This is a genomic window from Siccirubricoccus phaeus, assembly GCF_008360935.1.
Taxonomy (GTDB): domain Bacteria; phylum Pseudomonadota; class Alphaproteobacteria; order Acetobacterales; family Acetobacteraceae; genus Siccirubricoccus; species Siccirubricoccus phaeus.
Genome location: NZ_SRXO01000023.1, coordinates 14,191 through 27,283, shown reverse-complemented (window position 1 = coordinate 27,283; position 13,093 = coordinate 14,191). Strand labels below are relative to the sequence as shown.

General features: G+C 72.2%; 10 protein-coding genes. 5 read left to right on the top strand and 5 right to left on the bottom strand.

Going from position 1 to position 13,093, the window contains the following annotated elements:
- Positions 1-10: 10 nt before the first annotated feature.
- The 3 genes from E5N76_RS24080 to E5N76_RS24070 all read right to left on the bottom strand — a co-directional run bounded on the left by E5N76_RS24080 (position 11) and on the right by E5N76_RS24070 (position 3,788).
- Positions 11-1,231, bottom strand: a complete 1,221-nt coding sequence (locus E5N76_RS24080) for an MFS transporter (protein WP_235907855.1) — start codon at positions 1,229-1,231, stop codon at positions 11-13.
- Between the two features lie 246 nt (positions 1,232-1,477).
- Positions 1,478-2,872, bottom strand: a complete 1,395-nt coding sequence (locus E5N76_RS24075) for an FAD-binding oxidoreductase (RefSeq protein WP_149539932.1) — start codon at positions 2,870-2,872, stop codon at positions 1,478-1,480.
- A 58-nt stretch (positions 2,873-2,930) separates the two neighbouring features.
- Positions 2,931-3,788 (bottom strand): dimethylarginine dimethylaminohydrolase family protein, encoded by an 858-nt coding sequence (locus E5N76_RS24070; RefSeq protein WP_149539930.1) that lies wholly within the window; start codon positions 3,786-3,788, stop codon positions 2,931-2,933.
- Between the two features lie 395 nt (positions 3,789-4,183).
- On the opposite strand from E5N76_RS24070, the gene metZ reads away from it, so the two are divergent.
- From metZ to E5N76_RS24050, 4 genes are all read left to right on the top strand, one after another.
- Complete coding sequence (gene metZ / locus E5N76_RS24065; RefSeq protein WP_187830363.1) at positions 4,184-5,377, top strand: O-succinylhomoserine sulfhydrylase; 1,194 nt, start codon at positions 4,184-4,186, stop codon at positions 5,375-5,377.
- Between the two features lie 563 nt (positions 5,378-5,940).
- A complete protein-coding gene (locus E5N76_RS24060) occupies positions 5,941-6,543 on the top strand; it encodes a LysE family translocator (protein WP_149539928.1) in 603 nt (200 codons plus the stop codon).
- Between the two features lie 5 nt (positions 6,544-6,548).
- A complete protein-coding gene (gene apaG, locus E5N76_RS24055) occupies positions 6,549-6,962 on the top strand; it encodes a Co2+/Mg2+ efflux protein ApaG (protein ID WP_149539926.1) in 414 nt (137 codons plus the stop codon).
- A gap of 219 nt (positions 6,963-7,181) precedes the next feature.
- Complete coding sequence (locus E5N76_RS24050; protein ID WP_149539925.1) at positions 7,182-9,794, top strand: putative bifunctional diguanylate cyclase/phosphodiesterase; 2,613 nt, start codon at positions 7,182-7,184, stop codon at positions 9,792-9,794.
- Between the two features lie 194 nt (positions 9,795-9,988).
- On the opposite strand, the gene E5N76_RS24045 is transcribed toward E5N76_RS24050, so the two are convergent.
- Positions 9,989-10,915: a beta-keto acid cleavage family enzyme gene (locus E5N76_RS24045; protein ID WP_149539923.1), complete on the bottom strand. Its 927-nt coding sequence runs from the start codon at positions 10,913-10,915 to the stop codon at positions 9,989-9,991.
- Between the two features lie 280 nt (positions 10,916-11,195).
- Positions 11,196-11,837, bottom strand: a complete 642-nt coding sequence (locus E5N76_RS24040; RefSeq protein ID WP_149539921.1) for a hypothetical protein — start codon at positions 11,835-11,837, stop codon at positions 11,196-11,198.
- 396 nt (positions 11,838-12,233) lie between these two features.
- On the opposite strand from E5N76_RS24040, the gene E5N76_RS24035 reads away from it, so the two are divergent.
- Complete coding sequence (locus E5N76_RS24035) at positions 12,234-12,998, top strand: sulfite exporter TauE/SafE family protein (RefSeq protein ID WP_235907854.1); 765 nt, start codon at positions 12,234-12,236, stop codon at positions 12,996-12,998.
- Positions 12,999-13,093 lie beyond the last annotated feature (95 nt).

Sequence of the window (13,093 nt, the reverse complement as noted above, 5' to 3'; positions counted from 1 at the left end):
CTGCCCCTCCTCACCTTGCCTGCGGACGTAATAGCAGGAACAGCGTGGTGCAGATCACCAGGGCGAGGGCGAAGCTGAGCAGCGCCGCCCCTGGTCCGCCCCCTGGTCCGCCCCCGGGTCCCCCCGCGGCGGCGGCCAGCCCGGCCACCACCTGCAGCACCGCCGCGCCGCCGAAGAAGGAGATGTTCTGGGCGGAGAGCGCCCGCCCCGCCTGCTCCGCCGGCACCAGGCCGCGCACCTGGTCGAAGCAGAGGATCTGGAAGGAGATGACGCAGCCGATGAGGAAGAACATCGCCGCGTCATAGGCAGGCGGCAGCCCCCAACCGGCGGGGCCGCCGGCGACCACCGCCGCCAGCATCAGCGCCACGGCGAAATGGCTGCCCGCCAGCAGCAGCACCGGCCGCCCCAGCGCCCGGCCGATGGCGCTGCACAGCACCGGCGCGATGGTCATGGCCAGGGCGAAGCCCAGCAGGATGTTGCCGGCGGCGATCCGGCTGAGCCCCTTCGCCTCCATCAGCCAGGGCCCGCCCCAGAGGCCGCGGATGCCGAACATCACCGCGAAGCTGGCAAAGGCGATGGCCATCAACGGCCGCAGCTTGCGGGAGGCGGCGAGCGCCAGCACCGCCCTGGCATCGTCGAGCAGGCTGGTGCCGGCGGCGCGCACCGGCCGCTCCGCCGGCACGGTGGCGGCGACGGCGAGAAAGGCGAGCAGCGCCAGCCCCGCCGAGACCCAGAAGCCGGCCCGCCAGCCGGAGGCTTCCACCAGGAAGGCCAGCGGGCTGGCGGAGAGCAGCAGGCCGGAATTGCCGAAGGTGAGGATGATGCCGGACCAGATCATGAAGCGCGCCGGCGGCACGGCGCGGACGGCGAAGGTCATCGGGCACATCAGCATGCCGGCGCAGCCGAAGCCGAGCAGCGCCTGGGCCAGCACCATGGCGGCGGCGGTGGGGGCCAGGGCGGCCAGCACCGCGCCGCTGCCGGCGATGGCCAGCAGCGAGAGCGAGGTGCGGCGCACGCCGAAGCGGTCCAGCGCCGCGCCTACCGGCACCATGCCGAGGGCGAAGGCCAGGGGGTAGATGCTGGTCAGCAGCCCCAGCCCTTCCGGCGAGAGGATGAGGTCCCGCTGCAGCACATCGGCCGCCAGGGCGGGAATCGAGCGCACGGCATTGGCGAAGACATGGCCGAGCGTCAGCGCCAGCAGGGGCACTGCGTATCCGCCGCGTTGCGGCAAGCTTTCCTCCGAACCCGTTTCGTGCCGACGTCGCGGCTTGGCGCCCATTGGCCGGCAGCGGGACGGCGCGGTCAAGCCCGGGCGTGCGCCCGGATGCGGGGAGCGCAGCGCGATGGCCGAACCGCGCTGCCTGATGTCCTGACGCGGCTTTGCCGCGTCAGGCTGTGCTGCATGCTGATCGGGAGGGATTCACCGGGGCCCCCATGGCGTTGCGCAGCAACGTCATGGGGATCAGGTCATGGGGATCTAGTTGCGGAACAGCTTCCCGGGGTTGAGGATGCCCTTGGGGTCGAAGCTCTGCTTGATGCCGCGCATCACGGCGAGCGCCTCGGCACCATGCTCCTCTTCGAGGAATTCCCGCTTGCCGAGGCCGACGCCATGCTCGCCGGAGCAGGTGCCGCCGAGCGCCAGGCCGCGCGCCACGATCTTCTTGTCCAGCTCCCAGGCGCGGTCGAGGCCGGCCGGGTCCGCGGGGTCGAACAGGATCACCTGATGGAAATTGCCATCCCCCACATGCCCGACGATGCAGGTGGTGAGGCCGGAGGCGATGGCATCCTCCTTCGCGCCGACGATGGCATCGGCCAGCTTGCTGATCGGCACGCAGACATCCGTGGTGATGCCGCGCATGCCGGGGATGAACTGCACCGCCGCCCAATAGGCGTCATGCCGCGCCTTCCACAGCCGGTTGCGCGCCTCTGCATCGGTCGCCCAGGAAAAACCCTCGCCGCCGAGATCGGTGGCGATCGCCTCCACCGCCTCCGCCTGCTCCTGCACGCCCCGCTCCGTGCCATGGAATTCCAGGAACAGCGTCGGCGCCGGGCGGAAGCCCTCCAGCTTGGAGTACTTGATGCAGGCTTCCATCTGGTCCGCATCCAGCAGCTCGATCCGCGCCACGGGAATGCCGGACTGCATGGTGAGGATGGTGGTGTTCACCGCCGCGGCGAGGTCGGGGAACTGGCACACCGCCGCCGACATCGCCTCCGGGATGCCGTGCAGCCGGAGCCGCACCTTGGTGATGATGCCGAGCGTGCCCTCGGAGCCGATGAAGAGCCGCGTCAGATCATAGCCGTTGGAGGCCTTGCGCGCCCGGCCGCCGGTGCGGATGACGCGGCCATCCGCCAGCACCACTTCCAGCCCCAGCACATTCTCCCGGATCGTGCCGTAGCGCACCGCATTGGTGCCGGAGGCGCGCGTGGCGCACATGCCGCCGATGGTGCAGTGGCTGCCAGGATCGACCGGGAAGAACATCCCCTGGTCGCGCAGGAATTCGTTGAGAAGCTGCCGCGTGACACCAGGCTCGATCAGGCAGTCCATGTCCTCGGCATTCACCTCCAGCACCCTGGTCATGCGCGAGAGGTCGAGCGAGATGCCCCGCCGCACCGGGTTCACATGCCCTTCCAGGCTGGTGCCGGCGCCGAAGGCCACCACCGGCACGCCATGCTGATGGCAGAGGGCGAGGATTTGGCTCACCTCCTCCGTGCTTTCGGCGAAGGCGACGGCATCCGGCAGGGTTGCCGGGGTCTGGTCCTCGCCGCGGCTGTGCTGCTCCCGCACCGCCTGGGCGGTGGAGAGGCGATCCCCGAGGAATTCTCGCAGCGCGGCGATGACGGTGTCCACCGGGCGAGGCGTGATCGTGTTCATGGGGAGTTCCTCATCCCGCCCTTGCGGGGCTGTCAAGCATTCCGCGTCAGCGGGCAGGTCAAACCTCCCGCGCCAGCGGGCAGGTAAGACAATGCGGGCCGCCGCCGCCCGCGGTAAACAGCGAAAGCGGCGGGTCCAGCACCGTCAGCCCCTCCGCCCGCAGCGCGGCGTTGAGGTCGCGGCTTTCGGCCGCGGAGATCACCTGCCCCTCCCCCAGCGCCAGGATGTTGCAGCCAAGCTGCATGGCGGCGCGATAGGGCACGTCCAGGCAGCGAATGCCGTGCGCCGCCAGCCAGGCGACGAAGCCGGGGTCCAGCACGTCCAGGCAGGCCACCGCCAGCCCGGGCGCGGCCAGGCAGAACAGCACGTCGAGATGCAGGAAATGCTCATCGAACGGCTCGACCCGCACCTCCCAGCCCTCCGCGCGCAGCCAGGCGGCAAGCTGCTCCGCCCCCGCGAGATCGGTGCGGCCGCCGCTGGCGCCGATGACGGCAAGGCCGGGACGGAGGATATGGAAGTCGCCCCCCTCCAGCGTCCCCGCCGAGCTCTTCCGCCAGAAGCGGGAGCCGTGATCCTCATGCCAGTCGATCAGATACGCGTATTCGCCCCGCCGCTGCGGCCGTTCGAGCTGGCAGAGCACCGGACCGCGATGCGTCACCACCACCGAATCGCGGGTGTAGACCATGTAGGGCAGATGCGGCTGGGGTGGCAGCACATGGACCTTGGCGCCGCCCTGCTCCAGCGCCGCCACCAGCTCCCGGTGCTGGGTTTGCAGGCCCAGCAGGTCCGGCTCTCCGCCCGCCGCCAGGGTGCGGCGGGCGATGCTGTTGGTCGGCAGCCAGCGGTAATGGTCCGGCGGGCAGACCAGCACCTCAAGCAGTCGGCCGGTTTCGGAGGCGACGGTCCATTCGGGCATGGGCGAAGCGTGCCGCGCGGTGGCGGGCGCGTCCAGCCACCGCCGCCGGCGGGCAGCCATCGCTACGAGCGCGACGACCATTCCCACCGGCAGGACAGCCTCTCCTGCCGGCGGGGCAACCACCCCACAGGCGAGACAGCCCCACCGAGCCGTCCAGCCACCCCCACGGGCCATCTAGCCACCCCAACCCTTGACCCCACCCCGCCCCCGTCCTATCGCTACCCTCCGGTGGCACCCGCCACCCCTCGCGATTTGTCCGGCCAGCTTGCGGCGAGGTCCTCCGGGCACCCCTCACCAGGGGTGAAAACAAGCGCGCTAAACGGCCGAGGGATGGCGCCCGCCATCCCCCGCCCCGCCTAGGGGGCCGGACGCCGTGCGTTTGCAAGGTGCCCGTGATGTCCAAGACCCTGCCCAACCGCCCGCTCCGCCCCGCCACACTGCTGGTCCGCGGCGGCACCAGCCGCAGCAACCATGACGAGACGGCCGAGGCGCTCTTCCTCACCTCCGGCTTCGTCTATGAAAGTGCCGAGCAGGCCGAGGCGACCTTCGCCGGCGGCGTGCAACATTTCCAGTATTCCCGCTTCGGCAACCCGACGGCGACGATGCTGGAGCAGCGCCTGGCCGCGCTGGAAGGGGCGGAGGCCTGCCGCCTCACCGCCACCGGCATGGCTGCGGTGCATGCCGCCATGCTGTCCCACCTGAAGGCCGGGGACCGGGTGGTGGCGTCGCGCGCCCTGTTCGGCTCCTGCCACTGGATCGTCTCCACCCTGCTGCCGCGCTACGGCATCGAGGGCGTGTTCGTCGACGGCGGCGACCTGGCGCAGTGGGAGGCGGCGCTGGCGAAGCCCGCCGCGCTGGTGCTGCTGGAGACGCCCTCCAACCCGATGCTGGAGCTGGTGGACCTGCCGGCGGTGGCGAAGCTGGCGCACCGGGCCGGCGCGCTGGTGGTGGTGGACAACGTCTTCGCCACGCCGCTGCTGCAGAAACCGCTCACCCTCGGCGCCGACGTCGTCGTCTATTCCTGCACCAAGCACATGGACGGCCAGGGCCGCGTGCTGGGCGGCGCCGTGCTGGGCAGCAAGAAATGGGTGGAGGATGTGCTGCAGCCCTTCATCCGCAACACCGGCCCCTCCATCAGCCCGTTCAATGCCTGGGTGATCCTGAAGGGGCTGGAGACGCTGCATCTGCGCGTGCCGGCCATGTGCCGCAGCGCCGCCGCCATCGCCGAATTCCTCGGCGGGCGGCAGGAGGTGGCGCGCGCCCTCTACCCCTTCGCTGCAAGCCACCCGCAGCACGCGCTGGCGAAGCGGCTGATGGCGGATGGCGGCACGCTGGTGACCTTCGACCTGAAGGGCGGCAAGGAGGCAGCCTTCCGCTTCTGCAACGCGCTGCAGGTGATCGACATCTCCAACAACCTCGGCGATTCCAAGTCGCTGGTCACGCATCCGGCGACGACCACGCATATGCGCATCGGCGCGGAGGAGCGGGCGAAGCTCGGCATCACGGATGGCACGATCCGCTTGTCGGTCGGGCTGGAGGATGTGGCGGACCTCATCGAGGACCTCGGCGCGGCGCTGGACGCCATCTAGTGTCCTGCCCGCGCAGTTCGCTGGATTTCCAGCGAACGTAGCGAACCAGCAGGCCACTGAAAACACAAGCTAGCGCCCCACGGCGTCGCCGCGCCGCCGCGGCGGGCCTGGGAGGCGGGTGACGACCGCGCCTCGCACAGCCTGTCGCGGCGAAGCCGCTGCAGGATAACGGGGGGCCGGTTCTGCTTGCGGCCTCGGTCCATCCCCACCCCGGCCCTCCCTCGCCAGCGGGGGGAGGGCGGCGTCCGTTCCTCGCCTGCGAAGGCGCTTGCATGCGCCTTCGCACCCTCGAAGCCGACCCTTCGCGAACGCCATGGTGCCGAGCTCAGGTCAAGGACTTCGCCGCGCGAAGCGCGGCGCCGCTGCGCCGCAGCCTTGACCTGAATTCGGCACCATGGCCGGGGCTTGAGCCGCGCTCGATCGCGCCGGAGGAGCGCCTCCGGCGGGACGTCGAGCGCCCAGCAGGCACGCCCCGCCGGAACGGCCAGCGGAAGCGGGAGGCCACGCGCAACTGGCGCCCACCCGTCCCGCCATGGCAGGCTGCCGCCCGGGAGACACCACACATGGCACTCGATCTCTGGGCGGCGTTCCTCGCCGCTTCGACCGCCCTGCTATTGATCCCTGGGCCGACCATTTTGCTCGTCATCGGCCAGTCCCTCGGCGGCGGGCGCCGGGCAGCGCTGCCGCTGGTGGCCGGCGTGGCGCTCGGCGACCTCACCGCCATGTCGCTCTCGCTGGCCGGGCTCGGTGCCTTGCTCGCCACCTCGGCCACCCTCTTCACCGCGCTGAAATGGGCCGGCGCCGCCTATCTCGTCTGGCTCGGCGTGACGCTCTGGCGCGCCCCCGTGGCCGCCGCGGCGCCGCCGCCCGCCCCGCCGCGCCGTGCCTTCCGCACGGCCTGGCTGGTCACCGCGCTGAACCCGAAGAGCATCGCCTTCTTCGTCGCCTTCGTCCCGCAATTCCTGGACCCGGCCCGCCCCTGGCTGCCCCAGGCGGCGATCATGGTCGCCAGCTTCGTCACCCTCGCCGCGCTGAACGCGCTGGGCTACGCGCTGCTCGCCACCCGCCTTTCCGCCGCGGTGGCGCGGCCGGGGCTGCGGCGCGGCGTCAACCGCCTCGGCGGCACCGCGCTGGTCGGCGCCGGCCTCGCCACGGCGCGGAGCTGACCGCCATGGCCCGCGGCCCCGACCCCTATACGGAGGTAACGCGCAACATCCGCGTCTCCGTCCGCACCTTCTACCTGGCCGACCAGTCGGCGCCGGAGCGCAGCCATTTCGTCTGGGCCTATCGCGTCACCATCGCCAATGAGGGGCGGCAGACCGTGCAGCTCCTGCAGCGCACCTGGCTCATCACCGATGCGCTCGGCCGCACCCAGCGGGTGCATGGCGATGGCGTGGTGGGGGAGCAGCCGGTGCTGGAGCCCGGGGAGAGCTTCGAATACACGTCCGGCACGCCGCTCGCGACCTCTTCCGGCTTCATGCGCGGCCTCTATCACATGGTGGAGCACGGCTCCGGCGAGCAGTTCGACGTGCTGATCCCCGGCTTCAGCCTGGACAGCCCCGACGAGCCGCATCGGCTGCATTAGCGGCGCTCCCCCCCCCGGGGGTCCAAGCTCCCACCGGGGTCCAGGGAGGGGTCCCCTCCCCCGGCGGGGGTGCAGGGGCAGAGCCCCTGCCGGCGGTCCGGGGGCGGAGCCCCGCCCCCTGATGGCAAGTTCCTTAACCCACGCCCCCTAGGCTCCGCCGCCGGAACCAGAAGGACCCCGGCCCCGGTGCCTCGCCCATCCCGCAGCCAGCAGCCGGCCATGCCTGCCGGGATGGGCCTGCCCGCCGAGGCTCCGCGCGGCGGCGCGCTCGGCCTGCGCGCGCGGCTGATTCTCGCTTTTCTGTCCATGGCCCTGCTGGTCCTGCTGAGCTGCGGCGCCACCAGCATCTATGTCCAGCGCGGCCAGGCCCGGCTGCGCCTGCTGGCGGAGATCGCCACGCCGCTGCGCAGCGAGAGCGCGGAGCTGCGGCTGACGGCGCAGCGCATGCAGGCGACGCTGATGGCCGCCCTGGCCGGCAACGACACGACGGATGAGGAGCTGCAATCCCAGCTCGCCGCCTTCGAGGCGTTGCGGCGGGGCAGCGAAGCGGGGCTGGAACGCCTCGGCAGCCTTGCCGCGCGCTCCGGTGCCGCCCTGCCGCTGGACCACGCCTTGGCCACCACGGCGGAGGTGATCCGGCTGATGACCGACATCGTCGCTGCCCATCGCCAGCGCCTGGCGGCGGCGCAGCGGCAGCAGGAGAAGCTGCGGGCCTATCGCGAGGAGCTGGGCCTGCTGCGCGCCGCGGTGGGGCCCTATCTGGGCGACACCGCCCGGGCCATGGCCGCGCTGGCCAGCCGCATGCGCCAGGCCGCCGCTGCCGGCACCGGCGCCGCAGCGGCGGAGCTGGCGCTGGCCGATGCCATGTCCGGCGCCATTCACCCGGTGCTGCCGGCGGCGGGGGAGGTGATGGAATCCCGCCTCGCCCTCAACGCCCAGCTCGACCTGACGCTCGGCCTCGCCGAGGCGGAGGCGCCGCCGGCGCAGCTCACCAGGCTGCTGGAGCTGCGCCGCCGGGCGGCGGCGGCGGCGGCGCTGCTGCTGGCCCGGCTGCGGGATGCCGCCGCCCACATGCCGCGCGACCCTGCCCGGGAGGCGGCGCTGCTGCAGGTGATGGAACGCCTGGACGCGCTGGTCTTCGGCGATGACGGCGTGCTTGCGCAGCACCGGCAGGCGCTGGCGTCGGCGGCGATCGTGACGCAGCGGGAGAAGGCGCTGCGCCAGGCCGACGACCATCTGGCGGACGCCCTGGCCAGCACCTCCATGCTCGCCGAGCAGCTCGAGGAGCATGCCTGGCAGGAGACCGAGGGCGCGGTGCGCCAGACGCTCTTCGCCCTCGGCGCCAGCGGCCTGGGCGGGACGCTGCTTGCCGTGCTGCTCGGCATCTTCTTCACCCGCCGGCTGCTGCGGCCGCTGACCCGGCTGGAGGAGGCAGTGCGCAACGTCTCCGAGGGCCGGCTGGACGCGCGGCTGGACCGCGCCGGGCGACGCGACGAGGCGGAGGCGATGGCCGCCAGCGTGCTGGACCGCGTCGCCCATCTGGCGACGCATGACAGCCTGACCGGCCTGCCCAACCGCGCCCTGTTCCGGGACCGGCTGGACCAGGCCCTGGCCCAGGCAAGGCGCCAGGACGCCACCATCGTGGTCCACTGCATCGACCTCGACCGGTTCAAGGAGGTGAACGACACGCTGGGCCATGCCGCCGGCGACCTGCTGCTGACCCAGGTGGCGACGCGGCTGAATGCCTGCATCCGGGAGACGGACACGCTGGCCCGCCTCGGCGGCGACGAATTCGCCGTGGTGCAGTGCGGCGCCATCCCGCCCGCCGAGGTGGAGGCCCTGGCCCGGCGCATGGTGGAGGTGCTGGCCGAGCCCTTCGACCTCAACGGCCACCAGGCGATCATCGGCACCAGCATCGGCATTGCCCTGCGCCAGGGGGCGGAGGCGCTGATCGACCCCGCCCTGCTGCTGCAGGAGGCGGATGTGGCGCTCTATCAGGCGAAGGATGCCGGGCGCGGCACCTGGCGCTTCTTCGCCGCCGAGATGAACGCCAGGCTGCAGGCGCGGAAGGCGCTGGAGGCGGATCTGCGCCGCGCCTTGGCGGAGGGCCAGTTCAGCCTGCACTACCAGCCGCAATTCGACCTGGCGCAGGGCCGGCTGGTGGGGGCGGAGGCGCTGCTGCGCTGGAACCACGAGCTGCGCGGGGCGCTGCTGCCGGAGCAATTCATCCCCCTGGCGGAGGAGACCGGGCTGATCGGCCCGATCGGCGCCTGGGCGCTGGCCGAGGCCTGCCGCCAGGCGGCGCGCTGGCCCGGCCTGCCGCGCATCGCGGTGAACATCTCCTGCGGCCAGTTCCGCCGCGGCGGCTTCGTCGCCATGGTGGAGCGTACTCTGCGCGAGACCGGCCTGCCGCCGCAGCGGCTGGAGCTGGAATTGCCGGAAGCCCTGCTGATGGCGGATGCCGAGGCGACGCTCGCCGCCCTGGCCCGGCTGCGGGGGCTGGGGGTGAGCATCGCGCTGGATGAATTCGGCACCGGCAGCTCCAGCCTCGGCACGCTGCGGCGCTTCGCCTTCGACCGTATCAAGATCGACCGCTCCTTCATCCGCGGGCTGGGGACGGATCGGGAGGCGACGGCGATCATCCGCGCCGTGCTGGGGATGAGCCGGGCGCTCGGCATCCGCGCCCAGGCGGGCGGGGTGGAGGATGCGCAGCAGGCAGCCATGCTGGCCGGCGAGGGCTGCGACGAGGCGCAGGGGTTTCTGTACGGCCGGCCGGTGGGCGCGGCGGAATTCGGCGCGCTGCTGCCGGGGCTGGTGCCGGCGGCGGGCTGAGGAATGGGGGCTTCGCCCCCAAAACCCCCAGCAGGAGCGCTGCCCGTTGGCGGCAGCGCCGCCAACCCCCGCCGGGGAGGCGAGCGCCTCCCCGGGACCCCGGCCTGAGTCTGCCGGTTGAACCAGCCACCTCCCTCCTCCAACCCGCGGAGGGGGTGGGGGCGCAGGGCCGAGCCGCGGCCGCCCGGTTTCCGTCAGAACCCGACCTTGTCGCCGCCCTTCAGCTTGAGGATCTCGCGCGCCTCGGCCGGCGTGGCGATCTCGAGGCTCAGCTCCTCCAGGATGCGGCGGATCTTCGCCACCTGCTCGGCATTGCTCTTCGCCTGCTGGCCGCGGCCGATCCACAAGGAGTCCTCCAGCCCCACGCGCACATTCCCGCCCAGCATCCCCGCCATGGTGGTGAAGGGCATCTGGTTGCGCCCCGCCGCCAGCACGGACCAGACGTAATCCTTGCCGAACAGCCGGTCCGCCGTCTCCTTCATGAAGAGCAAATTGCGCGGCTCCGCCCCGACGCCGCCCAGGATGCCGAAGATGGTCTGGGTGAAGAGCGGCGGCTCCACCACCTTGCGGTCCAGCATATGCGCCAGGTTGTAGAGATGGCCGACATCGTAGCATTCGAATTCGAAGCGCGTGCCGTGGCCCTTGCCCAGCCGCTCCACGATCTGCTCGATGTCCTTGAAGGTGTTGCGGAAGATGAAATCCGTGGTGCCTTCGAGGTAAGGCCGCTCCCACTCGTACTTGAATTGCTTGATGCGGGCGGCACTGCCGGAGATGTTGAAATTCATGCTGCCCATGTTGAGCGAGCACATCTCGGGGCTCGCCTTGAGCGGCGCCGCCAGCCGCTCATCCACCGTCATGCCGAGGCCGCCGCCGGTGGTGATGTTGATCACCGCATCGGTGCTCTGCTTGATGACGGGCAGGAATTGCATGAACACCGCCGGGTCCGGCGTCGGGCGGCCATCCTTCGGGTCCCGCGCATGCAGGTGGATGATGGCGGCGCCGGCCTCCGCCGCGGCGATCGACTGCTCGGCGATCTCGGCGGGCGTGATCGGCAGGTAATCCGACATGCTGGGGGTATGGATGGCGCCGGTGACGGCGACGCTGATGATGACCTTGGACATGGGCGCTTCTCCTCCGGACCGCAGGGGGAGTTAATCCACTGCGCCTCTCCCCGTCCAGCGAGGCACGCCGGGCGGGGCCGGATGAGTCAGGGCCTGCTGCGATAGGTCCCGGCAGCGGATCGGCGAGGGATTTTGCGCCCTGGCCAGGGTCGCGGCGCTGCCGCGACGGCGCCGGCCGATGCTGGTGGCATCGGCAAACCCGCGGATGCCATACGAACAGCATGCCGGCGCGTGACGCCAGGGCGACGAGACCGCGCCGCAGAGCCTTTGCGGCAGGCTCTCAGCTCGCCTCTCGCGCCGCGGGGGGCTTCTGGCGTGCCGCCTGCCGCAGCCCGAGGAGCAGGGCCCCGGCCGGCAGCAGGAGCAGCCATCCGCTCGGCTCAGGCACGCCGACCGGTTGCGTCGGCTCGGCCGCGCCAGGCGGCGTCCCAGGGCCGGGCGTGGTGTCGGCGGAGCCTGGCCCGGCCCCGTCGGGCAGCATGCCCCCCGGCGGGCTGGCATAGGGCGGCATGCCTCCCGGCAGGCTGGCATAGGGCGGCGCGTCCCCTGGCAGGCTGGCATGGGGCGGCAGCGCCCCTGCGCCCCCCCCGGCAAGGGCCGGCCAGGCGTTCTCCGGCCAGGTGGAACGGCCCGCCAGGGCGCCGAGGCCACCACCCCCCAGCCCCGCCAGGTCGAAGGGGATCAGGCCATGGGGCTCGGCGGCTACCGGCCGGGTTTCGGCGAGGGGGGGCGGGGGCGGCGCCAGAACCAATGGCGCCCCCGCGGCGCAGGCCAGAACCCAGACGACCGGCCGGCGCGCATGCCTGACCACCGCGCTGCCGGTGAGGCTGCGCCGGACGCCGCGGCTGGCCACGCCCCGCCGTACCACCCTGGCAGCGGCCAGGGCGGGACGCAGGACGCAATTGGCGAATATCGTCGGCACGGTTGCATTCCCATCCGAAAGCGTAGCGAATTTTCATATCTATCACGCGACTAATGGGCTGCATCTCAAAAAAGATCAAGATCGGGCATGGCGCTCGTCATCCTTCGACCGCCCCGACGGGCGACGCCTTTCCCTCCCATGCCGCCGCGCCCCTGCCCGGGGGCGGGAGGGGGCGGCATCCTGCCTTCGGTGCCCGGCCATGGGCGAATCGCGCCTGCCCGCCCGATACCCGCACGGACGCCAGGCCATTCGGGCTGCCCCGGCACGCTGGCAGATGCCGCACCCCGGCTCCCTGGGGCCGGATGCGGATGAGCCATCGGCGGATCACCGCCGCCGATGACAACTTCTCCAGGGCGAGGTCTTCCCGTCGCCTCGGGGCCAGGCGAGGATGCCGGGGTGAGCGATCTGCTGTCCGCGCTGCCGGAAGGCCCGGCCCTGACCTGGCTGCTGGTGGCGGCCCTGGCCGGCGGGCTGGCCCGCGGCTTTTCCGGCTTCGGCGCGGCGATGATCTTCATCCCCCTCGCCTCCATCGGCCTTGGCCCGCGCGTGGCGGCGCCGCTGATGCTGGCGATGGAATCCGTCGCCATCGCGCTGCTGACGCCGGGGGCCTGGAAGCTGGCGGACCGCCGCCAGGTCGGGGTGATGGCGATCGGCTCCGCCCTCGGCACGCCGCTCGGCGCCCTGGCCCTGGCGGCGGCGGATCAGCAGGCGCTGCGCTGGGGGGTGGCGGCGCTGATCCTGGCGATGCTGGGGCTGCTCGCCTCCGGCTGGCGATTCCGCGGGCGGCCGAGCGACCCGGTGACGGTCGGCGTCGGCGTCGCCGGCGGGGTGCTGGGCGGCATCGCTATGGTGAGCGGGCCGCCGATCATGGCCTATCTGCTGGGCCAGCCGGGCAATGCGCGGCAGATCCGCGCTTCCTTCGCGCTGTACCTGGCGGCGGCCTCGGGGCTGATCGTCATCGCCTATGCCGCGACGGGGCTGCTGCGCGCCAGCCTGGTGCCGCCCTTTCTGATCGGCGCGCCGGTCTATGCGCTGGGCATCTGGGGCGGCACGCGGATGTTCGGCCTGGCCAGCGACCGGGCCTTCCGCCTGGCCTGCTACGGCATGATCGCGGTGGCGGCGCTGCTGGGGCTGCCGGTGTGGGATGGGCTGTGGCGGTAGGGCAGCGGCGCGCTTCGGATAGGGCAGCCCCACAGGGACACCTGCCTCCACCCCGACCCTCCCCCGCCAGCGGGGGAGGGAGATACCGCGCCACC